This window comes from Sphingomonas sp. Leaf21 (assembly GCF_916858675.1).
Lineage (GTDB): Bacteria > Pseudomonadota > Alphaproteobacteria > Sphingomonadales > Sphingomonadaceae > Sphingomonas.
The window spans coordinates 166296-192414 of record NZ_CAKASM010000002.1; the positions used below are offsets into that span (position 1 = coordinate 166296).

The 26119-nt window shown below is 67.5% G+C and carries 24 protein-coding genes; 18 read left to right on the forward strand and 6 right to left on the reverse strand.

Going from position 1 to position 26119, the window contains the following annotated elements:
• Positions 1-91: 91 nt before the first annotated feature.
• Both glpX and LRP66_RS03355 read left to right on the forward strand, forming a co-directional pair.
• Positions 92-1066, forward strand: a complete 975-nt coding sequence (glpX, locus tag LRP66_RS03350) for a class II fructose-bisphosphatase (protein WP_230481088.1) — start codon at positions 92-94, stop codon at positions 1064-1066.
• A 144-nt stretch (positions 1067-1210) separates the two neighbouring features.
• Positions 1211-1948: a CPBP family intramembrane glutamic endopeptidase gene (locus tag LRP66_RS03355; RefSeq protein ID WP_230481089.1), complete on the forward strand. Its 738-nt coding sequence runs from the start codon at positions 1211-1213 to the stop codon at positions 1946-1948.
• Between the two features lie 16 nt (positions 1949-1964).
• Here LRP66_RS03355 and LRP66_RS03360 read toward each other — a convergent pair whose 3' ends face one another.
• The 4 genes from LRP66_RS03360 to LRP66_RS03375 are packed head-to-tail and all read right to left on the reverse strand — an operon-like array spanning position 1965 to position 5742.
• On the reverse strand, positions 1965-2726 hold the full coding sequence (locus LRP66_RS03360) for an ABC transporter permease (protein ID WP_230481090.1): 762 nt from the start codon (positions 2724-2726) through the stop codon (positions 1965-1967).
• A complete protein-coding gene (locus LRP66_RS03365) occupies positions 2723-3655 on the reverse strand; it encodes an ABC transporter ATP-binding protein (RefSeq protein ID WP_230481091.1) in 933 nt (310 codons plus the stop codon). The genes LRP66_RS03360 and LRP66_RS03365 overlap by 4 nt, the downstream gene beginning before the upstream one ends.
• 33 nt (positions 3656-3688) lie before the next feature.
• Positions 3689-4396, reverse strand: a complete 708-nt coding sequence (locus LRP66_RS03370) for a DsbA family protein (protein WP_230481092.1) — start codon at positions 4394-4396, stop codon at positions 3689-3691.
• Positions 4396-5742, reverse strand: a complete 1347-nt coding sequence (locus LRP66_RS03375) for a M48 family metalloprotease (RefSeq protein WP_230481093.1) — start codon at positions 5740-5742, stop codon at positions 4396-4398. Before LRP66_RS03375 ends, LRP66_RS03370 begins: the two co-directional genes overlap by 1 nt.
• A 115-nt stretch (positions 5743-5857) precedes the next feature.
• Here LRP66_RS03375 and LRP66_RS03380 point away from each other — a divergent pair, with 115 nt between their 5' ends.
• Positions 5858-6262 (forward strand): hypothetical protein, encoded by a 405-nt coding sequence (locus LRP66_RS03380; RefSeq protein ID WP_230481094.1) that lies wholly within the window; start codon positions 5858-5860, stop codon positions 6260-6262.
• A 154-nt stretch (positions 6263-6416) separates the two neighbouring features.
• Here LRP66_RS03380 and LRP66_RS03385 read toward each other — a convergent pair whose 3' ends face one another.
• Positions 6417-9062, reverse strand: a complete 2646-nt coding sequence (locus LRP66_RS03385; protein ID WP_230481199.1) for an Rne/Rng family ribonuclease — start codon at positions 9060-9062, stop codon at positions 6417-6419.
• Positions 9063-9563: 501 nt separating this feature from the next.
• On the opposite strand from LRP66_RS03385, the gene LRP66_RS03390 reads away from it, so the two are divergent.
• The 8 genes from LRP66_RS03390 (at position 9564) to LRP66_RS03425 (ending at position 18343) form a co-directional block, all read left to right on the forward strand.
• Complete coding sequence (locus tag LRP66_RS03390) at positions 9564-10799, forward strand: N-acetylmuramoyl-L-alanine amidase (protein ID WP_230481200.1); 1236 nt, start codon at positions 9564-9566, stop codon at positions 10797-10799.
• 102 nt (positions 10800-10901) lie between these two features.
• On the forward strand, positions 10902-11453 hold the full coding sequence (locus LRP66_RS03395; protein WP_230481095.1) for a VOC family protein: 552 nt from the start codon (positions 10902-10904) through the stop codon (positions 11451-11453).
• Between the two features lie 108 nt (positions 11454-11561).
• Positions 11562-12503 carry an oxygen-dependent tRNA uridine(34) hydroxylase TrhO gene (gene trhO, locus LRP66_RS03400; protein ID WP_230481096.1) on the forward strand — a complete coding sequence of 314 codons (942 nt, stop codon included), beginning with the start codon at positions 11562-11564 and terminating at the stop codon, positions 12501-12503.
• A 65-nt stretch (positions 12504-12568) separates the two neighbouring features.
• Positions 12569-15067, forward strand: a complete 2499-nt coding sequence (locus LRP66_RS03405) for a penicillin-binding protein 1A (RefSeq protein ID WP_230481097.1) — start codon at positions 12569-12571, stop codon at positions 15065-15067.
• Between the two features lie 66 nt (positions 15068-15133).
• Positions 15134-16261: a peptide chain release factor 2 gene (prfB, locus tag LRP66_RS03410; protein WP_230481098.1), complete on the forward strand. Its 1128-nt coding sequence runs from the start codon at positions 15134-15136 to the stop codon at positions 16259-16261.
• A gap of 1 nt (position 16262) precedes the next feature.
• Positions 16263-17012 (forward strand): class I SAM-dependent methyltransferase, encoded by a 750-nt coding sequence (locus LRP66_RS03415; protein WP_230481099.1) that lies wholly within the window; start codon positions 16263-16265, stop codon positions 17010-17012.
• 135 nt (positions 17013-17147) lie between these two features.
• Positions 17148-17594: a hypothetical protein gene (locus LRP66_RS03420; protein WP_230481100.1), complete on the forward strand. Its 447-nt coding sequence runs from the start codon at positions 17148-17150 to the stop codon at positions 17592-17594.
• Between the two features lie 8 nt (positions 17595-17602).
• A complete protein-coding gene (locus LRP66_RS03425) occupies positions 17603-18343 on the forward strand; it encodes a TorF family putative porin (protein ID WP_230481101.1) in 741 nt (246 codons plus the stop codon).
• Between the two features lie 71 nt (positions 18344-18414).
• On the opposite strand, the gene LRP66_RS03430 is transcribed toward LRP66_RS03425, so the two are convergent.
• A complete protein-coding gene (locus LRP66_RS03430; RefSeq protein ID WP_230481102.1) occupies positions 18415-18807 on the reverse strand; it encodes a JAB domain-containing protein in 393 nt (130 codons plus the stop codon).
• 96 nt (positions 18808-18903) lie between these two features.
• On the opposite strand from LRP66_RS03430, the gene LRP66_RS03435 reads away from it, so the two are divergent.
• The 7 genes from LRP66_RS03435 (at position 18904) to LRP66_RS03465 (ending at position 26094) form a co-directional block, all read left to right on the forward strand.
• Positions 18904-19698, forward strand: coding sequence for a thymidylate synthase (locus LRP66_RS03435; protein WP_230481103.1), 795 nt, complete (start codon positions 18904-18906; stop codon positions 19696-19698).
• Positions 19695-20192, forward strand: a complete 498-nt coding sequence (locus LRP66_RS03440; RefSeq protein ID WP_230481104.1) for a dihydrofolate reductase — start codon at positions 19695-19697, stop codon at positions 20190-20192. The genes LRP66_RS03435 and LRP66_RS03440 overlap by 4 nt, the downstream gene beginning before the upstream one ends.
• Before the next feature lie 87 nt (positions 20193-20279).
• Positions 20280-21350: a diguanylate cyclase domain-containing protein gene (locus tag LRP66_RS03445; RefSeq protein ID WP_230481105.1), complete on the forward strand. Its 1071-nt coding sequence runs from the start codon at positions 20280-20282 to the stop codon at positions 21348-21350.
• A gap of 33 nt (positions 21351-21383) precedes the next feature.
• Entirely contained in the window at positions 21384-22322 is a 939-nt protein-coding gene (locus LRP66_RS03450; protein ID WP_230481106.1) for a bifunctional riboflavin kinase/FAD synthetase, read from the forward strand.
• Positions 22323-22357: 35 nt separating this feature from the next.
• A complete protein-coding gene (gene ileS, locus LRP66_RS03455; protein WP_230481107.1) occupies positions 22358-25189 on the forward strand; it encodes an isoleucine--tRNA ligase in 2832 nt (943 codons plus the stop codon).
• Positions 25182-25688 (forward strand): signal peptidase II, encoded by a 507-nt coding sequence (gene lspA, locus LRP66_RS03460; RefSeq protein ID WP_230481108.1) that lies wholly within the window; start codon positions 25182-25184, stop codon positions 25686-25688. Before ileS ends, lspA begins: the two co-directional genes overlap by 8 nt.
• Positions 25681-26094 carry a DUF3035 domain-containing protein gene (locus tag LRP66_RS03465; protein ID WP_230481109.1) on the forward strand — a complete coding sequence of 138 codons (414 nt, stop codon included), beginning with the start codon at positions 25681-25683 and terminating at the stop codon, positions 26092-26094. The genes lspA and LRP66_RS03465 overlap by 8 nt, the downstream gene beginning before the upstream one ends.
• Positions 26095-26119: the final 25 nt, after the last annotated feature.

The window sequence follows — 26119 nt, forward strand, 5'->3', positions numbered from 1 at the left end:
CCGCCGGAGCTTTCGGACTATTCCTTCGTCCGATGGCAGGGTATGGCATGTAAAACATGTTCAACGCGGGCCCGTCCGCGCCAGGAGAGTTATGAGCCAGATCGATCCACAGATTGCCAGCCATGTCCTCGACCGCGTCCTCGTCCTCGAAATGGTGCGCGTCACCGAAGCGGCGGCGATCGCCGCCTCCACGCTGGTCGGGCGCGGTGACGAGAAGGCCGCCGACGCCGCCGCGGTCGAGGCGATGCGCGCCGCGCTCAACGAGCTGGACATGGACGGCACCGTCGTGATCGGCGAGGGCGAGCGCGACGAGGCACCGATGCTGTTCATCGGCGAGAAGGTCGGGACCGGCAACGGCCCGGAGATCGACATCGCGCTCGACCCGCTGGAGGGCACGACGATCTGCGCCAAGGCGGGGCCCAACAGCCTGGCGGTGCTGGCGATCGCGGAAAAGGGCCAGCTGCTCAACGCGCCCGACGTCTATATGGAAAAGATCGCGGTCGGTCCGGGCTATCCGGCGGGGGTGATCGATCTCGACCGCAGCGCCAGCGACAATATCCGCGCCATCGCCGAGGCCAAGGGCGTTCAGCCCGGCGATATCGTCGTGTGCGTGCTCGACCGGCCGCGGCACGAGGCGCTGATCGCCGAGCTGCGCGGCCTGGGCTGCGGCGTGGTGCTGATCGGCGACGGCGACGTGGCGGGGGTGATCGCGACCACCGACCCGGAAACCACCATCGACGTCTATATGGGCTCGGGCGGCGCACCCGAGGGGGTGTTGGCCTGTGCCGCGCTGCGCTGCGTCGGCGGGCAGTTCAAGGGGCGGCTGCTGTTCCGCAACGATGCCGAGCGGTCGCGTGCGCACAAGTGGGGCGTGACCGACCTCGACAAGCAATATGACCTGACAGAGCTGGCGCGTGGCGATTGCATCTTCGCGGCGACGGGGGTTACGGACGGCTCGCTGCTGGCGGGCGTCAAGCGGCGCACCAGGGTGATGACGACCGAGAGCGTCGTGATGCGCGCCTCGTCGGGCACGGTACGCTGGGTGAAGGGTCAGCATCGGCTTTGATCGTCGGGGCGTGATGCGCTTTCCGGACCGCCGTTCCGCCTTGCCCGAGATCGCCGAGACGCGAACGTCGGACATGCGCTACGATATCGCCCGGCGAGAACGGACGGTTGAAGAAGCATGGGCGGTGAAGCAGGAATGGCCGTCATGCCCACCTCTGTAGCCGCCACCCTGCTCCTGCTTGCCGCGCTGGCGGGGGTGTGGTGGTTCGAGAAGGGCGATCTGGGCGAGTATCGACGGTTCAAGTCGTTGAACGACAGCCATTCGCGCCGGATGCGGTTCCGGCTGTGGCTGGTCCGCGCGGCGCTGGCCTTCCTCGCGCCGGTGCTGGTCGGGCTGGCGCTGATCGGGCGGCTGGACGCCCTGACGAGGATGCCGGAGGAATTCGCCGGGGCGTCGGCGGCGCTGCCATCGGTCTTCGCGGGCGGCGCGGCGATGCAGGGGATGCTGGCCGGGGGCGCGGTCGGCGGGCTGATCGCGGGCGCGGTCATGGCGCGGCTGCGGCGGCGCAAGCCGATCGGCGACGTCTCCGCATTGCTGCCGCGTGACCGGCGCGAGCTGAAATACACCGCCGCGCTCAGCGTGATGGCGGGGGTGACCGAGGAGGCGTTCTTCCGCCTCTATCTGCCGCTGCTGATCGCGATGCTGACCGGCCGGGCCTGGATCGGCTTCGCCGCCGCGCTGGCGCTGTTCGGGGCGCTGCACCGCTATCAGGGGCGGGTCGGCGTCGCCGCGACCACCGCGCTGGGCGCGGTGATGACCGGGCTCTATCTGATGACGGGCGCGCTGTGGGTGGTGATGCTGGTCCATGTGCTGGTGGACCTGAACGGGCTGGTCGTCGCGCCCGTGATGCGCGGGGCGCTTCGCAAAGATCCTCCCCTGTAGAGGGGAGGAATCATGGTCAGTTCTTCAGCCGCCAGCCGGTGCGGAAGATCCAGCCGATCCACGCCAGGCATACCAGCAGGAACAGCCCCGTCACCCCCAGGCTGACCCCCGGCGTCACGTCGGACGTGCCGAAGAAGGTCCAGCGGAACCCGTTGATCAGATATACGACCGGGTTGAACAGCGTCACCGTCCGCCACGGCTCGGGCAGGATCTTGACCGAGTAGAAGGCGCCGCCGAGGAAGGTGAGGGGGGTGACGATCAGCAGGGGCACGACCTGCAACTGCTCGAACCCGCGCGCCCAGATGCCGATCGCGAAGCCGAACAGCGAAAAGGTGACCGCGACCAGCAACAGGTAGAAGAGCATCGCGACCGGATGCAGGATGGTCAGGTCGACGAACAGATGCGCGGTGCCGAGGATGACGAGGCCGATCACCATCGACTTGCTCGCCGCCGCGCCGACATAGCCCAGCACGGTCTCGATCGGCGACAGCGGCGCGGACAATATCTCGTACATGGTGCCGGTGAATTTGGGCATGTAGATGCCCAGGCTCGCGTTCAGGATGCTTTCCGAAAATATCGACAGCAGCATAAGCCCCGGCACGATGAACGCGCCGTAAGGCACGCCCGAGACCTGGTTCATCGCCGAGCCGATCGCGGTGCCGAACACCACGAAATAGAGCGTCGTGGTGATGACCGGGACCATCAGGCTGGTCCAAACCGTCCGCCGGAAGCGCGCCATTTCGAAGCGGTAGATCGACCAGATGCCATGCAGGTTCATGCGCGCGTTCCCTCGACCAGATCGACGAAGATATCCTCGAGCGAGGATTTGTAGGTTTCCAGATCGACGAACGCGATGTCCATGTCGCCCAGCCGACGCAGCAGCGAGGGGATGCCGGTCCGCTCGGCGCGCGCGTCGAAGATGTAGCGCAGCCGCTTGCCCTCGTCCTCCAGCGACACATTCCATTCGGCCAGCGCCGCCGGGACCTCGGTCATCGGCTCGGCCAGCGTCAGTACCATCTCGCGCTTGCCGAGCTTCTTCATCATCTCGGCCTTTTCCTCGACCAGCAGCAGCTTGCCCTTGGCGATCACCCCCACCCGGTCGGCCATCTCCTCGGCCTCTTCGATGTAGTGCGTGGTCAGGATGATGGTGACCCCGCGCTCGCGAAGCCGGTGGACCAGCTTCCACATGTCGCGGCGAAGCTCGACATCGACGCCCGCCGTGGGTTCGTCGAGGAACAGCAGGTCGGGTTCGTGGCTCAGCGCCTTGGCGATCAGCACCCGGCGCTTCATCCCGCCCGACAGCTCCATCAGCTTGGCATGGCGCTTGTCCCACAGCGACAGGTCGCGGAGCACCTGTTCGACATAGGCGGGGTTGGGCGCGCGGCCGAACAGGCCCCGGCTGAAATTCACGGTGTCGATCACCCGCTCGAACATGTCGACCGACAGTTCCTGCGGCACCAGCCCGATCTTCCGCCGTGCGCCCTTATAGTCGCGCAGGGCATCGTGGCCGTCGACCCGGATCGTCCCGCCCGATGGCGTGACGATGCCGCAGACGATCGAGATGAGCGTCGTCTTGCCCGCACCATTGGGCCCCAGCAGCGCGAAAATCTCCCCGCGCCGGATGGCCAGGTCGACCGGCTGGAGCGCGGTGACCCCGCTCTTATAGGTCTTGGTCACGCCCTCGACGGACAGGATCGGGTCGGTCATGCGGCAGTCCCCCGTAACAGGACTGCCGCTGTATCAACCGTTTCGCGCGGCGGCGATGGCCTTTTGCAATTCCTCGATCGGCAGCGCGCCCGACAGGATGCGATTGCCGACGATCCAGCTCGGCGTGCCGGTCAGCCCAAGCCGACCGGCCGCCTCCAGATTGCGGGTGATCTCGGCATCGGCCTGCGGCTGGAATGCCGCCATCCTGGCCATGTCGACACCAGCCTTGGAGGCGGCGGCGGCGATCGTCGCATCGCTGACCGGGCCACCGGCATAGAGCGCGTCGTGAAAGGCGGCGAACTTGCCCTGGGCGGCGGCGAGCAGGCTGGCACGCGCCGCCGCCTTGCTCGACGGTGCCAGGATCGGCAGCTCGCGATAGACGATGCGGAGTTTGGGATCGGCCTGCGTCAACTGTCGGAGCAGCGGCAGGCTGGCGCGGCAATAGCCGCAGTTATAGTCGTAGAATTCGACCAGCGTGACATCGCCGCGCGGATTGCCGGTATAGGCGTTGCCGAACGGCCTGGTCAGGTCGCCACCGATCGCCGCGACCGCCTTGCCCTGCTCGCGGTCCTGCAGGCGCTGCATGGCCTCCGGGATGACCTCGGGATGGTCGAGCAGATAGGCGCGGACGCTGTCGCCCGAAGCGCCGCCCCCCGCCACCAGCGGCGCGAGCGCCAACGCGGCACCGCCGCCGACCAGTCCACCCAGGACCGCGACGGCGGCCAATGTCTTCACACCCATCAGCGGCGCTTCTTCTTCGAACTGGCGGCGGCGTCGGCAGAGGTCATGGCGATATCCTGCGCCCGAATCCATTCGGACGTGTTGGGGGTGAGATTGGCGAGCGCATAGCGCGCGCTCTGGATGGCGGTGCGATCGTCGCCCATCATGGCGGCCCGCTCGGCGGTGGCCAGTGCGGCGCGGGGCGTGTCGCCCATCTGTTCATAGGCGGTGCCGAGCTGGACCCAGCCAAAGGGGTTGTCCTCGTCCCGCTGTACCGCGACCTTCAGGACCTTCACCGCCTCGGGCAGGTTGCGCTTGTCCTCGGTCGCGATCAGCGCGTGGCCGAAGGTGGTGGCGATCAGCGCGTTCTGGCCCGATCCCATCGTCGCGGCGCGCAGCGGGGCCAGCGCTTCCTGTGGCTTGCCCGCCTCCAGCAGGATCTGCCCCTGGATCTCCTGGAAATAGGGGTCATGCGGATCCTTGGCGATCAGCGCGTTCGCCTCGGCATCGGCTTTGTCGGGATAGGCGGCCTTGTGATAGGCATAGGCGCGCGCATAATGCGCATAGACCGACTGATCGGTCTCCGGAAATTTCTGCAGCGTCGTCTCGGGCGGCGAGACATAGCCGAACAGCTTGGCCTTCACCCGGAGGAAGCGTTCCTGCAATTTGGGATCGATCGGCTTGTTCCAGGCGGGCGAGGCTTGAAGATCGGCGGTCAGCGCCTGGATACGCGTCGCCGACAGCGGGTGGGTCTGGGCGAACGGATCGATATTGACGTAGCCATAGCGATATTGCTGATTCTGGAGCTTCTTGAAGAAGCTGAGCATCCCCTTGCCGGTCACGCCGGAGGTGGTGAGATAGCGCGCGCCCGCCGCGTCCGCCGCCGATTCCTGGTTGCGACTGAAGGCGAGGACCTGGCTCATCGCGGCCTGTTGCCCCGCCGCCATGACGCCCATGCCCGCCGCCCCGCCGCCCATCGCGACGGCGGCCAGGCCGAGGACCATCGACAAGAGCTGCATCTTCATCGCGGGCTTCATCGCCTGCTCGCTCAGGATCACATGGCCGTCGGCGATATGGCCGAGTTCGTGCGCGACGACGCCCTGGACCTCGTTCACATTGTCCGCCGCCTGGATCAGTCCCGAATGGACATAGACGATCTGTCCCCCCGCCACGAAGGCGTTGATCGAATCGTCGTTGATCAGGACGACCTTCACGTCGCGCGGCGACAGTCCGGCGGCCTTGATCATCGGCGCCGACATGTCGGCGAACAGCGATTCGGTTTCCGCATCGCGCAGGATCGACTGGGCGGCAGCGGGTTGCGCCCAGAGCAGGATCGTGGTGGCGAAGGCGGCGATCAGTCGCTTCATGCTTCCTCTATCGGCGGGTCGGTGTCGGGACACAACCGGCTTTGCCGCTTATGATGCGACGGACCGGCCTTGCCACTGGCTGGCTGAACGCGCGGCGAACGAAAGGGGTGACACCATGATGATGATCGACGACATACCGGCCCATCTGGCGGCGCCGATGCCCGCCCTGCCGCACTGTACGATCGCGGGGGCCGCCCCCGAAACGCGGCGGATGGCGGACCTGCCGCCGCCGGTCCGAAGGGCGCTGCAGGGCGCGGTCGGTGGCCGGATCGCCGAGGCGGGGGCGCCGTTCAACGTCTCGGACATCGTCAAGTCCGACTCGCCGCCGCAAACGCGTTTCCTGCGCGCCTATCGGGTCCGCAGCCTCTGGCTGGTCTGGGTGGAGCAGGGCGGAATCGGACACCGCTATCGCGTGCTGGCGTTCCGGGACGTGGCGCATGGCGGGATCGCGCCCGTGACGGTGCCGGATACCAGGCCGTCGAATTTGTGCGCGGCGTCGCAAGTCCTGGCCCGTAGGTAACAGGCTCTCGACACCGGCGCCATTCCTACCCGTCCGACGCTCCGCGCCGGCGGGCGGGAGGGGTGAGGCCCGCGAATGGCCGATATCCTACAAATGAGAACGCCCTCCTTCCGCTGGGGAAGGAGGGCGTTCTGTAGCCTGGTGCTGAAAGCGATCAGGCGCCGAAGGTACGCTGCCACCAGCCGCGACGCGGCGCTTCGCCGGTCGCGCCATCGGCATCGGCCGGTTCTGCCGGGGCGGCGGGTTCGGCCTCGAATTCGGCGGCAGGAGCCGCTTCGGCGACCGGCTCGGCGGCGACCTTGGGCGCGGCCTTCTTGCGGACGCGCTTGGGCTTGGCCGGGGCTTCCGCTTCGGCGGCGGGAGCGGGCGCTTCCTCGGCGACCGGCTCGGCGGCGACCTTGGGCGCGGCCTTCTTGCGGACGCGCTTGGGCTTGGCCGGAGCCTCCGCCTCGACGGCAGGTGCCGCCTCGACCGCCGGAGCCGCTACCGGCTCTTCCACCACCGGCGTCTCGACCGCCTCGGTCACCGTCGGCGCGGCCTTGCGGGCGCGCGGGCGGCGGCGGGTCTTGGGCGCTTCGCTCGCTTCGGCCTCGGCAACCGCCAGCGGGGTCGTCACCGGCGCGGCATCGCCCGCCTCGATCGGCTCTTCGATCGACAGCGGCGCCTCGCTGGCATCGTCATCGGCCTCGGACGCGGCCTCGATGGCGTCGTTGGCGCCGGTCTCGTTGCGACGGCCACCACGACGACCGCGACGCCCGCGACGACGGCGACCGCCCTCGCGCGGCTCGGCGTCGGTCGCCTCGACCGGCTCGCCAGCCTCTTCCTCCACCGAGTCCTCGGCTTCGTCGGTTTCGGCGTCGTCGGCCAGTTCTTCGCCCTCGGCCTGCTCGCCCTCGGCACCGCCACGATTGCGGCGTCCGCGACGACGACGGCGGCGCTTGCGGCCACCGCCTTCGCCCTCTTCGCGCGGTTCGCGCGGGGCGGCGGCTTCGGTCGCGGTCTCTTCGACCTCTTCCTCGTCCTCGTCTTCCTCGATCTCGTCGATCAGATCGTCCTCATCCTCCTCGACCGGAATCAGCGAGTCGATCTTGGGCGCATAGGCCGGCGGCGGGCCAGACGCCTCGACCGTCATGCGCGCACCCTCTTCCTCGCGGTCGGGGATGATCTCGACGGTCACGCCGTAGCGATCCTCGATCTCGGCAATGTCGGCGCGCTTGCGGTTGAGGACGTAGACGGCGGCTTCCTGGCTGGCGCGCAGCGTCAGGATCGAACCGCGACCGCGCGCGGCCTCGTCCTCGATCAGGCGCAGTGCCGACAGGCCCGAGGACGACGCGGTGCGGACCAGACCGGTGCCCTCGCAATGCGGGCAGGGACGCGTCGAGGCCTCGAGCACGCCGGTGCGCAGCCGCTGGCGGCTCATCTCCATCAGCCCGAAGGACGAGATGCGGCCGACCTGGATGCGGGCGCGATCGTTCTTCAGCGCCTCCTTCATCGCCTTCTCGACCTTCCGGACATTGGAGTTGTTGTCCATGTCGATGAAGTCGATGACGACCAGACCCGCCATGTCGCGCAGGCGAAGCTGGCGCGCGATTTCCTGCGCGGCTTCGAGGTTGGTCGCGGTCGCGGTCTGCTCGATATTGTGCTCGCGGGTCGAACGGCCCGAGTTGATGTCGATCGAGACGAGCGCTTCGGTCGGGTTGATGACCAGATAGCCGCCCGACTTCAACTGCACGACCGGATTGTACATCGCGGCGAGCTGATCCTCGACATGCGCGCGCTGGAACAGCGGGACCGCGTCGGCGTACTGCTTCACCCGGCGGGCATGGGTCGGCATCAGCAGACGCATGAATTCCTTCGCCTGGCGATAGCCTTCCTCGCCCTCGACGATCACTTCCTCGATCTCGCGATTATAGATATCGCGGATCGCGCGCTTGATCAGGTCGCTGTCGCCATAGATCAGCGCGGGCGCCGAGGAGTGCAGCGTCTTTTCGCGGATGCCGTCCCACAGGCGCGCTAGATAGTCGAAGTCGCGCTTGATCTCGGTCTTGGTGCGCTGGAGCCCGGCGGTGCGCACGATGCAGCCCATGGTCGAGGGCAGCGCCATGTCGGCCATGATCGACTTCAGCCGCTTGCGATCGGCCGCGTTCGAGATCTTCCGGCTGATGCCGCCGCCGTGCGACGTGTTGGGCATCAGCACGCAGTAACGACCCGCCAGCGACAGGTAGGTGGTCAGCGCCGCGCCCTTGTTGCCGCGCTCTTCCTTGACGATCTGGACCAGCAGCACCTGGCGGCGATGGATGACGTCCTGGATCTTGTAGCGGCGGCGCAGATTCTGGCGACGCTGGCGAAGCGCCTCGACCTGGTCGTCGTTGACGGTCGACTTGCGGGCACGCGGCGCCGCCTCGCCATCCTCGTCGTCGTGATGCTCGTCGGCGTGGTCGTCCTCGCCCTCGCCGTCGAAATCGCCGTGATCGTCGTCATCCTCGGCGTCGAGCTCGGCGCGCAACGCAGCCTCTTCGGCGGCATGCTCGGCCTCTTCGCGCAGCAGGGCTTCGCGATCTTCCTTGGGGATCTGGTAATAGTCGGGGTGGATTTCCGAAAAGGCCAGGAAGCCGTGACGGTTGCCGCCGTAATCGACGAACGCCGCCTGGAGCGACGGTTCGACGCGGGTCACCTTGGCGAGGTAGATATTGCCCTTGAGCTGCTTGCGCTCGGCCGATTCGAAGTCGAATTCCTCGATCCGGTTACCCTTGACGACGGCCACCCGGGTCTCTTCCCGGTGGCGTGCGTCGATCAGCATACGCGTGGTCATTATGGAGTCTCCACGCGCGCGTCGGGCCCTGTGGCAGCCGTCGCGCGCGGTAAATAAGGTGGGCGGCGGCGCGGGGCGCCGGTCCGCTGGAAAAAACGGAAAGCGTGTCGGCCACAGCCGCAGCACCGGCAACGGGGCCGGTGCGGACCCACGACACCGCGATCCCACCGGCAAAGGCCGGTCGGTCAGCGGGGTGGATCATATGCGTCATGCGAGCGTCAACCTGGTTGGTCCGGGCGAATCGAATCGCCGTCCCGGTCCATTTTGGGGATGGCCCCGCCCCCGATCGGTTGGGAGAGGTGATCGGAGCCGGGGTCCACCGGATTGCTAGCATCATCGGAACGTTTGCGCAACAGGCGGAAATCTGCCGATTTTGGCGGCCAAAAAATGCCGAATTGCCGATTAACCATTGCCGGAAAGGCCCGAGACAGCGGTCGCGCGTTATCCCCGACGGCCGATCCACAGGATCGCCAAAAGGGGTGTGACGTGATGGCTTTTCGCTGGACCGGCGGCGGGCGGACGCGGCAATATGGCCGTGTCGTGTTGATGCTGTTCGCTTTTCTGATCGGGCTCGCCGCGCCCGTCAGCGCGTTTGCCGCCACAGTCCGTTCGGTCGTGGTGAAGGGCGCGCAACTGGTCATTCGGTTCGATTCGCCGGTCAGGCGCGCGCGCAGTGTCGCGCTGGACGCGCCCCGCCGGATCGCGGTCGACGTCACCGGCGCGACGCCCGCGACGCTGGCGGTCCATGACGGCGCGGTGCGCGGCCTGACCCAGGCCCAGGTCAAGCCCGGCGTCACCCGCCTGACCTTCACGCTGGCGCAGGATGCCGCGATCTTCGACGGCGGCTTCGACGACGAGGCGCGGCAACTGACGCTGACCCTCAAACCGCTGAACCAGGGCTTCACCCAGGCGAGCTTCGCGGGCGCGCTCGACTTCCTGCCGTTCCATTTCCAGCGCAAGCCCGCCTATACCCTGACCGTACCGGTGCCGAGCCGCAGCCATGCGCTGCCGCTGCCGCGCGTGCGTGGCGCCGACAACCGCCCGCTGGTGGTGATCGATGCCGGGCATGGCGGAGTCGATCCGGGCGCGATCAACCCGGTCACCGGCCTGCGCGAAAAGGACGTGACGCTCGCCATCGCCCGGCAGATCCGCGACACGCTCGTCGCCAGCGGCCGGGTACGCGCCGCGCTGACCCGCGAGGACGACCGCTACATCCTCCACCGCGAGCGCTACGGCATCGCGCGGCGGCTGCATGCCGACCTGTTCATCTCGATCCATTGCGACAGCGCCGGTGCGGGCGAGGCACGCGGGGCGACCGCCTATACCCTGTCCGACGTCGCCTCCGACAAGGAAGCCGCGCGGCTGGCGGCGCGCGAGAACAAGGCGGACGTGATCGCGGGCGTCGACCTGGGCGGGAACAGCGACGTGTCCTCGATCCTGATCGACCTTACCCAGCGCGAGACGATGAACGCCTCGGCCAGCTTCGCGCGCCTGCTGGGGCGCGAGGCGGAGCCGCTGATCCCGGTCAAGCCGACCTTCCACCGCATGGCCTCGCTAATGGTCTTGAAGGCGCCCGACATGCCGTCGATCCTGTTCGAGACGGGCTATATCTCGAATATGCAGGACGCGGCGTTCCTCGACAGCAAGGAAGGGCGCGAGCGGATCGCCAAGGCGGTTTTGCAGGCGGTGGAGGTCCACTTCGCGCGGCGGATGGCGGCGCGGTAGGGAGGTTGCCGTCCTTCTCGTTTCTCCACCGACATCGGCCATTTCGGGAATTGCGAAGCGGGAACGGGTTTCGGGAAAGCAGCCGTGCCCTAGAGTGTCACCATGAAGATCATGTTCGCCATGCTGCTGGCGTCGGTTGCAGCCGGGGCGCAGGCAAAGGCAGCGCAAACACAGCCGAGTGAGAGTACAGCGATGAACAACGCCGCAGCCGTGATTACGGTGGATCACACGGGCTTTGCCGTATCGTCGCTGGACGAAGCCATTCGGTTTTGGACGGGAGCGCTCGGCTTCACACTTGAGCGACAATCGGAGATGGGGGGCGACTTCCTGCATCAGGTGACCGGTGTCGACGATCCGGGTGTGAAAACGGCAATCGTCAGGGCACCAGGCGGTTACGCGATCGAATTGTTGCAATATTCAAAAGGGCGGCAGAACGGGGCGGTGCCTTCCAGCGCGGGGGCGATTGGCGCGGCTCACCTGGCTATGACCGTGGAAGACATTCATGCCGCCATTGGCCGCGTCGAAGCGGCAGGATGGAAGGCCAAGGGTAGTCCTCTGCCAATCGCGGGTGGTCCACGGAAGGGGACTTTGGTGGCCTACGTCTCAGGCCCCGATCATATTACGATCGAGCTTATGCAGCCGCCAGCCCGGTGATGGGCCTTTGGGGGGAGCTTTCCCATTGGGATCCTTTTCGGGAGACGCGCCTGAGCCCCCGGGCCGGGCATCTGGCTCCTTCCGCCCGATCGGCGTAAAGGCGCGCCCATGATCCGCGTCTGTGCCCTTTACCGTTTCGCCGCCTTCCCCGACCCCGCCGCGCTGCGCGAACCGCTGCTCGCCGTGGCCGAGGCGAACGGGATTCGCGGCACGCTGCTGCTCGCGGAGGAGGGGATCAACGGGACGGTTGCGGGAACGCATGACGGGATCGAGGCGCTGCTCGCGCATATCCGCACGCTGCCCGGGTGCGCCGATCTGGATTACAAGGACTCGACCGCCGAGACGATGCCGTTCCACCGGATGAAGGTGCGGTTGAAGCGCGAGATCGTGTCGATGGGCGTCGACGGCATCGACCCCACGCGCGAGGTCGGCACCTATGTTTCGGGCGAGGACTGGAACGCGCTGATCGCCGACCCGGACACGCTGCTGATCGACACGCGCAACGATTACGAGGTCGCGATCGGCACGTTCGATGGCGCGGTCGATCCGGGGACGAAGAGCTTTCGCGACTTCCCCGGCTGGTTTCGCGAGCATCGCGACGAACTGATGGCGGGCAAGTCGAAGGTCGCGATGTTCTGCACCGGCGGCATACGCTGCGAAAAGGCGACCGCGTTCCTCAAGGCCGAAGGCGTGGCGGATGTCTTCCACCTCGACGGCGGCATCCTGAAATATCTGGAGACGATGCCCGAGGAGCGGAGCCGCTGGAACGGCGAATGCTTCGTCTTCGACGCGCGGGTCGCGGTCGGGCATGGGCTGTCGCAGGGGGTTCATAGCCTGTGCCATGGCTGCCGGATGCCGGTCGGGCCCGAGGACATGGCCTCGCCGCTCTATGTCGAGGGGGTGAGTTGCCCCGCCTGTCACGGCACGCGGGGTGCGGAGCGGCTGGCCGCCTATGCCGAGCGGCACCGCCAGGAGGCGCTGGCGGCGGCGCGCGGGGTGGCGCATGTCGGCGCGCGTTATCCCGATCGCGACGAACCGCCCGCGTCGTGATGCGCAACTGAGCCCAAGCGGGTGGCAAGCGGGGGCGAACCTGCTACACGGGCCCGCGTAAAATCATGGCCGTCGAACCTTTTTCCCCGCCCGAGACCCCCGAAACGCCGCGTCGCCCGCTCTGGCGGCGCTGGTGGCTGAGGCTGCTTGCCGCGCTGGCGCTGCTGCTGGCGATCGGGGCGGGCGTCTTCTGGCTGGTGTTCATGCGCGACCTGCCGTCGGTCGATGCGCTCAAGGCCTATGAGCCGCCGCTGCCCACCCATGTCCGGGGCAGCGACGGCGCGCCGATCCAGTCCTATGCGCGCGAGCGCCGGGTCGAGCTGTCGTTCCAGGAATATCCGCCGCTCCTGATCCGCGCCTTCCTGGCGGCGGAGGACAAGAGTTTCTTCGAACATGGCGGCGTCGACTATCCGGGGCTGGCGGGCGCGGTGCTCGACTATGCCAAGAAATGGGGCACCGGGCGGCGCGCGCGCGGCGGATCGACCATCACCCAGCAGGTCGCCAAGAACCTGTTGATCGGCAACGCCTATTCCCCGACGCGCAAGGTGCGCGAGGCGATCCTGGCCTATAAGATCGAGAGCGCGCTCAGCAAGCAGCAGATCCTGGAGCTGTATCTCAACCAGATCGCGCTGGGGCGCAACGCCTTCGGCGTCGAGGCGGCGTCACATGCCTATTTCGACAAGGAACTCAACGAGCTGACGCTGGCGCAGATGGCGTATCTGGCGCTGTTGCCCAAGGGCCCGTCCAATTACGATCCGGTCCGCCACCCCGACCGCGCGCTGGGCCGCCGGGCCTATGTGCTGGGCGAGATGCTGCGCAACAACTTCATCACCCGCGCGCAATATCAGGAAGCGATGACGGAGCCGCTCGGCACCGTGCTGCGTCGGACGCCCAAATATGCGCAGGTCGGCGGCTATTTCGTCGAGGAGGTCCGCCGCGCGCTCATCAAGCAGTTCGGCGAGACGGCGAAGACGGGACCGCACAGCGTCTATGAGGGCGGACTGTGGGTGCGCAGCTCGCTCGATACGCGGTTGCAGGACCTGGCGACACAGGCGCTGCGCGACGGGCTGGTCCGGTTCGAGGGCGGGCGTGGCTGGGCCGGGCCGCTTCGCCATGTCGACCTCGACGGCGACAATTGGCAGCAGGCGCTGCTCAACACCAATATCGGGCTCGACTATCGCGACTGGCGCGCGGGGATCGTCACCGCCAAGTCGTCGGCCGACGCGACGATCGGCTTCGCCAATGGCCGCACCGGCACGCTGCCCCGTTCGGGCGCGCAGATGCCGCGCCGGGGCAGCGCCGCGACCGCGTTCAGCGCGTTGCAGGTCGGCGATATCGTCGCGGTCGCGCCGGAGGGCAGCGTCTTCGGCCTTCGTTCCGTCCCGCGTATCTCGGGCGGGTTCGTGGTCGAGGAACCGGCGACGGGCCGCGTGCTGGCGATGCAGGGCGGGTTCGACGCACGGCTCCAGGCGTTCAACCGCGCGACCCAGGCCGAGCGCCAGCCGGGCTCGACGATCAAGCCGATCGTCTATTCCGCCGCGCTCAACCAGGGGATGACGCCCGCCTCGATCATCGTCGACGGACCCTTCTGCGTCGACCAGGGGGCGGGGCTGGGCACCAAGTGCTTCCGCAACTTCGGCAATTCGGCGGGTGCCGGGCCGCACACGATGCGCTGGGGCATCGAGCAGTCGCGCAACCTGATGACCGTGCGGACCGCGTCGACGGTCGGCATGAAGAATGTCGTCGCGACGATCAAGCAGATGGGGATCGGCGACTTCCCGCCCTATCTCGCCTATGCGCTGGGCGCGGGCGAGACGACGGTGGGGCAGATGGTCAACGCCTATGCCATCCTCGCCAATAACGGGCGTGGCGGCGCGCCCTCGCTGATCGACTTCGCACAGGACCGGCATGGCAAGGTGATCTGGCCGGAGAACTGGCATGCCTGCGACCGCTGCAACGCGGCGGATTATGACGGCAAGCCGATGCCGCGCCCGGTCTCGCATCAGCGTCAGGTGCTCGATGCGATGACCGCCTATCAGATGGTCCATATCACCGAGGGCGTGATCCAGCGCGGCACCGCGACCGGCCTGCGTGACCTGGACCGCCCGATGTTCGGCAAGACCGGCACCAACAACGGCCCGACCGATGTCTGGTTCGTCGGCGGCACGCCGCAGTTCGTCGGCGGGCTCTATATCGGCTATGACCATCCGCGCTCGCTGGGCGGCTATGCGCAGGGCGGCACGGTCGCGGTGCCGATCTTCCGCCAGTTCGCCGAAAAGGCCTATGAGGGGCTGGAGAAGCTGCCCTTCCGCGCGTCGCCGGGCATTCGGATGGTGCGGATCGATCGGGCGAGCGGTCGACCGGTCTTCGGCACCTTCCCCACCGGCGACGATCCCAAGCCCGCCGTCATCTGGGAAGCGTTCAAGCCCGAGAGCGAGCCGCGCCGCCGCGCCCGCCGCAATGCCGAGGCGGCCACCACCGCCCCGGCGACCCCCGCCGGGCCCGCCACGCCCGCGCCGCCGCGCGACAGCGATTTCTTGCAAAGGGAAGGCGGAATCTACTAGCCCGCTTCCCATATTGATTTCCTCCGCCCGCCAATGGGCGGTGTACGACCGATTCGGAGAATATTCATGCGCGCTGAAGCGCAGGCTCATGTCGACACGATCAAGGACGCCCTGGAGCTGCTGCGCCGCTTCCTCGACTGGGACCGCGCGCTGCGCCGCCTGGACGAGCTGAACGCGCGCGTCGAGGACCAGGCGCTGTGGAACGATCCCAAGCAGGCGCAGGCCGTGATGCGCGAGCGTCGTCGCCTGGACGAGGCGATCACCGCCACCCGCGCCATCGAGAACGAGCTGTCGGGCACGGTCGAGCTGATCGAGCTGGCCGAGATGGAGGGCGACGAAGAGCTGGAGAAGGAAGCCGTCTCCAGCCTGGGCGAACTGGCGCGCAAGGCGGAGGGCGACAAGGTCAAGGCGCTGCTGGCGGGCGAGGCCGACGCCAATGACAGCTATATCGAGATCAACGCGGGCGCTGGCGGTACCGAGAGCCAGGACTGGGCCGGGATGCTCCAGCGCATGTATACGCGCTGGGCCGAGCGGCACGGCATGAAGGTCGAACTGATCGACTATCATGCGGGCGAACAGGCGGGGATCAAGTCGGCCACGCTGCTGGTCAAGGGCGAGAACGCCTATGGCTACGCCAAGGTCGAATCGGGCGTCCACCGGCTGGTCCGGATCAGCCCATACGACTCCGCCGCGCGTCGCCACACCAGCTTTTCGAGCGTGTGGGTCTATCCGGTGATCGACGACAATATCGAGGTCGAGATCAACGAGAGCGAGCTGCGCATCGACACCTATCGCGCGTCGGGTGCGGGTGGTCAGCACATCAACACCACCGACTCGGCGGTGCGCATCACCCACTTGCCGACCGGCATCGTGGTGCAGTGCCAGAACCAGCGTTCGCAGCACAAGAACAAGGCCGAGGCCTATAACCAGCTTCGCGCGCGGCTGTACGAGCGCGAACTGGCCGAGCGCGAGGCGGTGGCCAATGCGGAGAACGCGACCAAGACCGATATCGGCTGGGGTCACCAGATCCGCTCCTATGTGCTCCAGCCCTATCAGCTGGTGAAGGATTTGCGCACGGGGGTGACCTCGACCGCGCCGGGTGACGTGCTCGACGGCGACCTCGACACGTTCATGGCGGCGGCGTTATCGCAGCGGGTGACCGGTGAGGCGGTCGCGGTGGAGGATGTGGACTGAGATGCGGAGGCGGGGGCCTGTGCTGGCGGCGGCCGCGCTGTTCATCGCGCTGGGGGGCGCGGTGGCGGGATGCGACGGTTCCAAGCCGCTGATCCAGCAGCATGACGACGAGGAGCAGCCGGGGCCCTTCCCGGCGGCGGACCGCCCGGTCGCCGATGTCGTGTCGTCGCGCTGGTCCAACGAGGATGCGCGCGACCGGCTGCGCGAGGCGGATCAGGTCATGAACCGGGCGAAGATCCGTCCCGGCATGACCGTCGCCGATATCGGCGCGGGCGAGGGTTACTACACCGTTCGCCTGGCTCAGCGGGTCGGCAAGAACGGCCGCGTGCTGGCCGAGGACATCGTCGCCGCGTGGCGCGACCGGCTTGCCGAGCGCGTCTCGCGCGAGCGGCTGGACAATGTCAGCGTCCGGCTGGGCGAGCCCGCCGATCCAAAGCTCCCGCCCGACAGCTTCGACCGCGTGATGATGGTCCACATGTATCACGAGATCGAGCAGCCCTATGAATTCCTCTGGCGGCTCTTCCCCGCGCTGAAGAAGGACGGGCTGGTCGTGGTGGTCGATGCCGATCGCCGCACCAAGGCGCACGGCACGCCGCCCGCGCTCCTGAAATGCGAGTTCGAGGCGGTCGGCTTCACCCAGGTCTCGTTCGAGAACATGCCTTCGGCTGGCGGCTATCTGGCGACCTTCCAGGCCACCGGGCCGCGTCCCGAGCCGGGCGCGATCCGCCCGTGCCGTATGCAGGAAAACTGAGCCGCCCGGTCGCCCCCGGCTGCGGGACGGATTTGCAACCTGACAGCTTTGTCATGCATTGATCCGGTATCGGCCCGCCTCGGTGCCGATACGCCACCGGCCAGCATGGGCCGGGGCCCGCAGAAGGAGATGATGATGAATACGCTTCTGGTCGTCGGACTGTTACTCGGTGGCGTGGCGGCCTCCGATGCCGCACTCGAACACCGGGTTCAGCTCGACCATCATTCGGGGCCGGTCGCGGTCCGCTACAGCGCCGATGTCGGCGTGACCCACAAGCAGATCGGCGCGGTCACCACCGGTGGTCGTCCCTCGACCCTGCGTTGCCAGTGGAGCGCCAACGTCACCGTCCACCGCGAGGCACGCGCGGGCAACGGCGCCGCACTGCTCCGCAGCGCCAGCAGCGACGGCGTGATGCAGGGCAGCCGTCCCGGCTGGTGCAGCGCCAACCGCAACGCCATTGCGCAGGAAGTCGCCGAGCGGCAGGACTCGGTCCGCGACCACCTTCAGGCGGTCGCCCAGGAGGACCATGGCTTGCTGCGCGCCGAGATGGACCGACTTCATGCCGAGACGCGCGCTGGATGAGAATGGATATGAAGATCATGTGGGCCGCCATCGTCACGGTGGCTCCGATGCTGGCCGCGATCCCCGCCGCCGCGCAGCAACGCCCCGCGATCGGGGTGGAACTGGATAGCGATGAGAACCGGCGCGGCCTGAGCTGGAGCGGGGGGCGGGTGTCGCCCTCCGCCGACATCTTCGTGACCAGCGGCGCGCTCGAGGCGAGCGGCCGGATCGTGTCGCTGCGCGATTCGGACCGGCACGGCGGCGCGGAGGTGGTGGGGGATGTGAGCCTTGGCGCCAGCACGACGCTGGGCCTCGTCACGTTGCGCGGCCGGGTGACCGGGCATCTCTTCGGCGGAGCGGGCTTCGACGCCGATTATTATGAGCTTGGCGGATCGGCGGCCTATACGCTGGGCCCGGTCAATGTCGATGCGGGCGCCGACTATGCGCCGTCGCAGGATTCGATCGGCGGCGACAATCTCTATCTCCATGCCGGCGCGCAGGCGGGCATTCCCGGCACGCCCTGGACCGTGCTGGCGGGCGTCGGCCACTCCTCGGGCAAGACCGACGATCCGTTCCGCGCGGCGCGGCTTCGTCCCGGCGGCGACTATAGCGACTGGCGGCTGGGCGTGGAGCATGTGACGGGACCGATCACGCTGGGGCTCGACTATATCGGCACCGACGTATCCGAACGCGCCGCCGCCCCCTTCCTGCTCGCCGACGCGCGGCATTCGGGCGACCGTCTCGTCGGCCGCGTCCGGGTCAGTTTCTAGGCCCGCTCGACATTCAACCATGCCCGTCCTTCCCTCTCGCCTGTCCAGGAGAGAGGGGGGGAATGGAATCCTCACAACAAACCCTGCTCGTGCAGGCTGATGATCCCCGCGCCGGTGACGATCAGATGGTCGAGCAGCACCACGTCCAGCGCGGCGAGCCCTTGCGACAGTCGCCGGGTCAGCGCCAGGTCGGCGGCGCTGGGCCGGGTGTCGCCATCGGGGTGGTTGTGCGCGATCAGAACCGCCCGCGCGGCGAGCAACAGGGCATCGCGGGCGATTCGCGCGAACGGGACCGCGACCGAATCGTTACGGCCCCAGGCATGACGCAATCCCAATATGGTCCGTTCCCGACCTAAAAAAGCGACCCCGATCGCCTCCTGTCGCCCGCGGCCCAGCCCCGCGAACAGTCTGTGCGCGTCGTCTCTGGTACGAATCTGGCGGGGATAGGGGGGCATGAACGGCATGGGCCGCTCTGCCGCGTGTCGCTCGTCCGGGCATCTTCGTCCCGCTCCGTTCCGGCGCGACTTGGCGGCGGGGCCGTGCGGCGCTAGGCGAAAGCGATGCGGCAATATCTCGACCTCATGGACCGGGTGCTGACCCAGGGCGCCCAGCAGATGGACCGGACCGGCACGGGCACCCTGTCGGTTTTCGGCCACCAGATGCGCTTCGACCTGGCCAAGGGCTTTCCGGCGCTGACCACCAAGAAACTCCACCTCCGTTCGATCATCGTCGAGCTGCTGTGGTTCCTGCGCGGCGACACCAATATTCGCTGGTTGCAGGATCGGAAGGTCAGCATCTGGGACGAATGGGCCGACGATCAGGGCGATCTTGGTCCGGTTTATGGGAAGCAATGGCGCGACTGGGCGACGGCGGACGGCCGCCATATCGATCAGATCGCCGAACTGATAGAGCAAATCCGCACCCAGCCCGCGTCGCGGCGACAGATCGTGTCGGCGTGGAATCCGGGCGACCTGCACGCCATGGCGCTGGCACCGTGCCACTGCCTGTTCCAGACGCATGTCGCCGATGGGCGGTTGTCGCTGCAACTCTACCAGCGCTCGGCGGACATCTTCCTGGGCGTGCCGTTCAATATCGCCTCCTATGCGCTGCTCACCCATATGCTCGCGCAGCAATGCGATCTGGAAGTCGGCGAGTTCATCTGGACCGGCGGCGACTGCCACCTCTACCTCAACCATCTCGACCAGGCGCGGACCCAGCTCGCGCGCGAGCCCGGCCCGCTGCCGCGGCTGGAGATCATACGCCGCCCGCCCGCGATCGACGCCTATGAGCCCGAGGATTTCGTGCTCCACGACTATGTCGCGCAACCGCATATCAAGGCGGCGGTCGCGATATGATCACCCTGGTCCTCGCCCGCGCGCGCAACGGCGTGATCGGGCGCGACGGAGGGCTGCCCTGGCACCTGCCCGCCGACCTGAAGCGCTTCAAGGCGCTGACCATGGGCCAGCCGATGATCATGGGGCGCAAGACCTTCGCGAGCTTCCCCGCGCCGCTTCCCGGGCGACGGCATATCGTGCTGACCCGCGATCGCGACTGGAGCGCGCCGGGCGCCGAGGTCGCGCATGATGTGGCGGGCGCGCTGGCCCTGGCCGGGCCGGGGGACGTGTCGGTGATCGGCGGCGCGGAGATTTTCGCGCTTTTTCGCGGCCATGCCGATCGGGTCGAACTGACCGAGATCGATCTGGATGCCGAGGGCGATACGATCGTCGCGCCATTCATCGGTTGGCACGAAGTTAACAGAAAGCATTATCCCGCATTGGACGGCCGACCTGCCTATTCCTTTGTGACACTGGCGAGGCAACAGAAAAACACAGCGGTAAATCTGAGTTAACAATCGTATGAAAATTTTGTCCTTTGCCGCTCTTCATTTGGCAGGGGAAGCGCCTTAAAGATCCGAAACAGGAGAAGGATTGCGGTCGTGCATCGCAGTCATCTTGAGGGTGGGCGCCACGCGATGATCATGGATTGGGAAAACGACGGTCGAACCCACCCGAATATCGATCCGCCGGGGTTGTTCGATGCCAGCCGCGAGGCATTGATGTTTCTGGACCGGCATCGACTGGCGCGCACGACGAACAGCTATGCGCTGGCGCTTCAGGCGGTCCTGCATCCCTATGGTCCGCTGGGAACGGCCGTCGCCGACCGCACCGATGGCGGTATCCGCCTGACCGAGGACGATGTCGCCGAACTGATGCCGCTCGTCCGCCAGCATGAGGCGATCGACCTTCCGCCGGACCGGGCCCAGCTCGATCGCGACCTGAGCGACCATGCCGAGGCGCTCGACTCGCTGACCAGCGAGGCACGGCAGATCACCAGCGATTTCAGCAACGACGTCTCGGCACTGTCGCACGCGCATGGACGCGACAACGATCTGGGCCCCAATTCGAGCGCGATCGCGCTGCTGCTCGAACAGCTGATCGCCCGCATCTCGAAGACCGAACGTCATCTCGAGGAATTGTCGGGCAGCATCTCCAGCCTGCGCGTCCGGATCGAGTCGGTCCCGCAGAACGAGGATGTCGATCCGCTCACCGGGGTGATGAGCCGGACCGGCGCGCGCAGCCTGATCGAGGGGCTCGCCTCCGACTCGCATGGCTATGTCGTCGTGGCGTGCAGCCTCGACGATCTCGAGGGGATCAACGAGCGTTATGGTCGCTCGGTCGCGGACAATGTCCTGCGCGCCTTCGTCGCGACGCTGCGCCAGTCGGCCGAGGGTGCGGAGATCATTCGCTGGCAGGGCAATCTGTTCGTCGTCGTGCAGCGCGGCCGGCCGCTGTCGACCGTCGCGGGGATGATGGAGGACGCCCGCACCGCGATGCAGGCGCGGACGCTGCGGCTGCGCGGCTCGGGCGAGCCGATCGGGGTGGTGACCATGTCCGCCGGGATCGCGGTCGGTATCGGCGTTCCGATGGAGGAGACGTTCGATCGTGCCGAGGCGCTGCGGGTGATCGCGGGCGATGGGGTCGGCAACCGCGTCATGTCGCGCGCCTAGCCAATTCGGTGCGGCCTGTTATAGCGCGCGCCCATGCAGCGAGTTGATGGCGCGGGTCCGATCCCGGCGCATCTGGCGGGCGGGATCGTCGCGCTGGGCAATTTCGACGGTTTTCATCTGGGGCATCAGGCGGTGGTCGGTGCCGCGGTCGCGCGTGCGCGGGCCGAGGGGCGTCCGGCGCTGGTCGCCACCTTCGACCCGCATCCGATCCGCTATTTCCGGCCCGACGCCGCCCCCTTCCGCCTGACCACGCTCGACCAGCGCGAGCGGCTGTTCGCGGCGGCGGGTGTCGACGCGATGATCCTGTTCCGTTTCGATCCCGAACTGGCCGCGCTCTCGGCACAGGATTTCGTCGAGCAGCGGCTGCTGGCGGCGTTGCGCGTCGGCGGGGTAGTGACGGGCGAGGACTTCACCTTCGGCCGCGCGCGGAGCGGCGATGTCGACGCCTTGCGGGCCTGGGGCGTCGCCAGGGGTTTCTCGACCGATGCGGTCGCCCCGGTGATGCTCGATGGCGAGACGATTTCGTCCAGCCGGATCCGCGCCGCGCTGGTCGCGGGCAAGCCGTGCGAGGCCGCCCGCCTCCTGACCCGCCCCTTCACGATCGACGGCGTGGTGCAGCATGGTGACAAGCTGGGGCGGACGATCGGCTATCCGACCGCCAATCTCGACATGGGGCATTATCTGCGGCCCGCTTACGGCATTTATGCGGTGCGGGGGCGGCTGGCCGACGGGCGGGTGCTGAACGGTGCCGCCAATCTGGGTATCCGGCCCAGCTTCGACCCGCCCAAGGAATTGCTCGAGCCGCATTTTTTCGACTTCACCGGCGATCTCTACGGCCAGCACCTGGCGGTCGAGCTGGTCGAATATCTGCGGCCCGAAGCGAAGTTCGATTCGCTCGATGCGCTGGTCGTGCAGATGGACGCCGATTGCGCGCGGGCACGCCGTCTGCTGACCACGCATAATCCGGCATGACGTGGTAATCCAAACCCGCTAAGGGCGTGTCCCCTATGACCGACGCGCCCGATTATCGCGACACCGTCTTCCTGCCGAAGACCGATTTCCCCATGAAGGCGGGGCTTGCCGCCAAGGAACCGGCGATCCTGGATCGTTGGGCCAGGATGGGGCTGTACGACCGTCTGCGCCGCGAGCGCGAGGGGCGCGAGCGGTTCATCCTCCACGATGGTCCGCCCTATGCGAATGGCGACATCCATATGGGCCATGCGCTGAACAAGGTGTTGAAGGACATCATCGTCCGTTCGCAGACGCTGATGGGCAAGGACGCGCCCTATGTTCCCGGCTGGGACTGTCACGGCCTGCCCATCGAATGGAAGGTCGAGGAAGCCTACCGCGCCAGGAAGCTGAACAAGGACGAGGTGCCCGTCGCGCAATTCCGTGCCGAGTGCCGCGCCTATGCCGACACCTGGGTGGGTACGCAGAAGGCGCAGTTCGAGCGGTTGGGCGTGATGGGCGACTGGGCCAATCCGTACCTGACCATGACCTATGATGCCGAGGCGGTGATCGCGGGCGAGCTGTTGAAGTTCGCGGAGTCGGGCCAGCTCTATCGCGGCGCCAAGCCCGTCATGTGGTCGCCGGTCGAAAAGACCGCGCTGGCCGAGGCGGAGGTCGAGTATGAGGACATCGTCTCGACCCAGATCGATGTCGGGTTCGAGGTCGCGTCCTGCCCCGAATATCCCGATCTGGTCGGCACGCTGGCGGTCATCTGGACCACGACCCCCTGGACGATCCCGGTCAACCAGGCGCTGAGCTATGGCGAGGCGATCGACTATCTGCACTTCGAGAGTGCGGGGCGCCGCTATCTGGTCGCCGAGCCGCTGCTCCCCGCCTTCACCAAGCGGACCGGCATCGCGATGGAGACGTTCATCGGTCTGGTGAAGGGCCCGGTGCTGGAGGGGGCGACCGCCAGGCATCCGATGCACGAGCTGGGCGGCTTCTTCGCCAGGCCCCGGCCGTTCCTCGCGGGCGACTTCGTCACCACCGAGGCGGGCACGGGCCTCGTCCACATGGCCCCCGATCACGGCGAGGACGACTTCCTGCTGTGCAAGGCCAACGGCATCGATCCGGTCTTCGCGGTGCAGGGCGACGGCACCTATCGCCCCGACTGGGCGTGGCTGGGCGGCCAGGGCAGCGTCATCAACAAGAAGTTCGTCTCCGCCGACGGCCCGATCTGTTCGGACCTGCGCGACGTCGGCGCGCTGCTGTCCGCCTCGGACGATTTCCAGCACAGCTACCCGCATAGCTGGCGCTCCAAGGCGAAGGTCATCTTCCGCGCCACGCCGCAATGGTTCATTCCGATGGACCGCGCCGACGCCACGCTGGTGCCGGAAATGGCGATGGCCAGTGTCGACCCGATCTCTGGCGTGACGCCGCTGCTGACCGTGCCGCTGGGCAATGGCGCGACGCTGCGCGAGACCGCGCTCGACGCGATCGAGCGGACCCGCTGGGTGCCCGAGCGCAGCCGCAACCGCATCCGTGCGATGGTCGAGGGGCGTCCCGACTGGGTCATCAGCCGCCAGCGCGCCTGGGGCGTGCCGATCGCGCTCTACGTCAACCGCCAGACCGGCGAGTATCTCGCCGACAAGGACGTCAACGCCCGGATCCTCGCCGCCTTCCGCGCGGGCGGAGCGGATGCGTGGTTCACCGCCGATCACCAGACGCTGCTCGGCCCCGACTATGACCTCGCCGATTTCGAGCCGGTCAACGACATCCTCGACGTGTGGTTCGACTCGGGTTCGACCCATGCCTTCGTGATCGAGGCGCGCTATGGCGAGGGCACGCGCGCCAACCTGTATCTCGAAGGGTCGGACCAGCATCGCGGCTGGTTCCAGTCCTCGCTGCTCGAATCCTGCGGCACGCGGGGGCGGGCTCCCTATGACGCGGTGCTGACCCACGGCTTCGCGCTCGACGGGCAGGGGCGCAAGATGTCCAAGTCGCTGGGCAATGTCGTCGATCCGTTGAAGATCATCGGCGAATCGGGCGCCGACATCCTGCGCATCTGGACCGCCTCGACCGATTATTTCGAGGATGTCCGCATCGGCAAGGAGGTGCTCGCCACCGCCTCGGACAGCTATCGCAAGCTGCGCAACACCTTCCGCTACCTGCTCGGCGCGCTCGACGGGTTTACGGAAGAGGAGCGCATCTCGTTCGATGCGATGCCCGAGCTGGAGCGCTATGTCCTCGCCCGCCTGACCCAGCTCGACACCGAGCTGCGCCGCGCGGCGGACGCCTATGAGTTCAATCGCTACCTGCGCGCGCTGACCGATTTCGCGAACGAGGACCTGTCGGCCTTCTTCTTCGATATCCGCAAGGACTCGCTCTATTGCGACGCCGCGACGGATCCGAAGCGGCGCAGCTATCGCACCGTGCTCGACATCCTGTTCCACGCGCTGGTCCGCTATGCCGCGCCGATCCTCTGCTTCACCGCCGAGGAAGTGTGGCAGTCGCGTTTCCCGTCGGAGGATGGCTCGGTCCATCTGCTCGAATGGCCGGAGCTGCCCCAGTTGGGCGAGGACGAGGCGCTGATGGCGCGCTGGACCGAGGTTCGTTCCTTGCGCGCGCAGGTGACCGAGGCGATCGAGCCGCTGCGCCGCGAAAAGACCGTGCGTTCGTCCAACGAGGCGGAGGTGACGGTGCTGTCGCTGCCGCTCGAACCCCATGCGCTGGCCGAGGCGTTCATCGTCGCGGACGTGGCGCGGGCCGATGCGGTGAGCGTGACGCGGACGACCAAGCACAAATGCGGCCGCTGCTGGCGGCACCTGCCCGACGTGGTCGAGGACGGCACGCTGTGCGGACGTTGCACGGAGGTGGTCGCGCATGGCTGATCTGCCCCGGCGCGGTCTTGCCACCGCCGCGATCCTGTTCATCGTCGACCAGCTCGTCAAATGGGCGATCACCGGACCGCTCGGCCTGCGCGCGCTGGGCGACGTGCGAGAGGTGGTCGGCATCTTCAATCTGCGCTTCGTGCCCAATTACGGCATCTCGCTGGGTCTGTTGACCGCCGACAGCAACGCGTCGCGCTGGGCGCTTGTCGCGATGACCGGGGCGATCGCGCTGGCGGTCGGTTTCTGGATGACGCGGGAGCGCAATCCCGTCGACCAGGTCGCGCTCGGCTGTGTGCTGGGCGGCGCGCTGGGCAATATCCTCGACCGGGTGCGGTTCGGCTATGTCGTCGACTTCGCCGATCTGCACTTCGGCGAGTGGCGCCCCTTTTTGGTCTTCAATGTCGCCGATGCAGCGATTACGATAGGCGTTCTGGTTCTGCTGGCGCGCGCGCTCCTCGTGCGCGACCGGCCTGCTCCCGTGGAGAAGAGCAATGCGTAAGTTGGTGCCCGTCATCGCAGGTCTGTCCTGCGCCGCGTTGCTGACGGGATGTGGGGCCGGGCGTGGCCTGGACCGGGCGCGTCCGGACGAATTCGCCGTCGCGCGGCAGCCCTCGCTGATCATCCCGCCCGACTTCGCGCTGGTCCCGCCCCAGCCGGGCGCCGCGCCGGTCCAGGCGCGCAGCGGGCAGCAGCAGACGCTGGACGCGCTGTTCGGCGGTCAGGCGGCGCGCAGCCAGTCGGAATATGGCCTGGTGCAGAATGCCGGGGCCGACAATGCCGATCCGGGCATCCGATCCTCGGTCGGCGATCCGGGGACGAACGTGGTCGACAAGGGCGCGACCACCCGCGACATCGTCGCCGCGCCCGAAGGCGACGGCCAGGACGCCCGCGCCGCGACGAAGTAAGGTCGCACGACCGATGACGCCAGGG

Coding starts and splice junctions, on each gene's coding strand:
- ileS (WP_230481107.1), top strand. CDS start 22,358: ATGACCGACGCGCCCGATTATCGCGACACCGTCTTCCTGCCGAAGACC.
- trhO (WP_230481096.1), top strand. CDS start 11,562: ATGATCCGCGTCTGTGCCCTTTACCGTTTCGCCGCCTTCCCCGACCCC.
- LRP66_RS03385 (WP_230481199.1), bottom strand. CDS start 9,062: ATGCTGATCGACGCACGCCACCGGGAAGAGACCCGGGTGGCCGTCGTC.
- glpX (WP_230481088.1), top strand. CDS start 92: ATGAGCCAGATCGATCCACAGATTGCCAGCCATGTCCTCGACCGCGTC.
- LRP66_RS03430 (WP_230481102.1), bottom strand. CDS start 18,807: ATGCCGTTCATGCCCCCCTATCCCCGCCAGATTCGTACCAGAGACGAC.
- LRP66_RS03420 (WP_230481100.1), top strand. CDS start 17,148: ATGAATACGCTTCTGGTCGTCGGACTGTTACTCGGTGGCGTGGCGGCC.
- LRP66_RS03370 (WP_230481092.1), bottom strand. CDS start 4,396: ATGGGTGTGAAGACATTGGCCGCCGTCGCGGTCCTGGGTGGACTGGTC.
- LRP66_RS03465 (WP_230481109.1), top strand. CDS start 25,681: ATGCGTAAGTTGGTGCCCGTCATCGCAGGTCTGTCCTGCGCCGCGTTG.
- LRP66_RS03440 (WP_230481104.1), top strand. CDS start 19,695: ATGATCACCCTGGTCCTCGCCCGCGCGCGCAACGGCGTGATCGGGCGC.
- LRP66_RS03435 (WP_230481103.1), top strand. CDS start 18,904: ATGCGGCAATATCTCGACCTCATGGACCGGGTGCTGACCCAGGGCGCC.
- LRP66_RS03380 (WP_230481094.1), top strand. CDS start 5,858: ATGATGATGATCGACGACATACCGGCCCATCTGGCGGCGCCGATGCCC.
- LRP66_RS03425 (WP_230481101.1), top strand. CDS start 17,603: ATGAAGATCATGTGGGCCGCCATCGTCACGGTGGCTCCGATGCTGGCC.
- LRP66_RS03395 (WP_230481095.1), top strand. CDS start 10,902: ATGAAGATCATGTTCGCCATGCTGCTGGCGTCGGTTGCAGCCGGGGCG.
- LRP66_RS03390 (WP_230481200.1), top strand. CDS start 9,564: ATGGCTTTTCGCTGGACCGGCGGCGGGCGGACGCGGCAATATGGCCGT.
- LRP66_RS03365 (WP_230481091.1), bottom strand. CDS start 3,655: ATGACCGACCCGATCCTGTCCGTCGAGGGCGTGACCAAGACCTATAAG.
- lspA (WP_230481108.1), top strand. CDS start 25,182: ATGGCTGATCTGCCCCGGCGCGGTCTTGCCACCGCCGCGATCCTGTTC.
- LRP66_RS03355 (WP_230481089.1), top strand. CDS start 1,211: ATGCCCACCTCTGTAGCCGCCACCCTGCTCCTGCTTGCCGCGCTGGCG.
- prfB (WP_230481098.1), top strand. CDS start 15,134: ATGCGCGCTGAAGCGCAGGCTCATGTCGACACGATCAAGGACGCCCTG.
- LRP66_RS03405 (WP_230481097.1), top strand. CDS start 12,569: ATGGCCGTCGAACCTTTTTCCCCGCCCGAGACCCCCGAAACGCCGCGT.
- LRP66_RS03375 (WP_230481093.1), bottom strand. CDS start 5,742: ATGAAGCGACTGATCGCCGCCTTCGCCACCACGATCCTGCTCTGGGCG.
- LRP66_RS03450 (WP_230481106.1), top strand. CDS start 21,384: ATGCAGCGAGTTGATGGCGCGGGTCCGATCCCGGCGCATCTGGCGGGC.
- LRP66_RS03360 (WP_230481090.1), bottom strand. CDS start 2,726: ATGAACCTGCATGGCATCTGGTCGATCTACCGCTTCGAAATGGCGCGC.
- LRP66_RS03415 (WP_230481099.1), top strand. CDS start 16,263: ATGCGGAGGCGGGGGCCTGTGCTGGCGGCGGCCGCGCTGTTCATCGCG.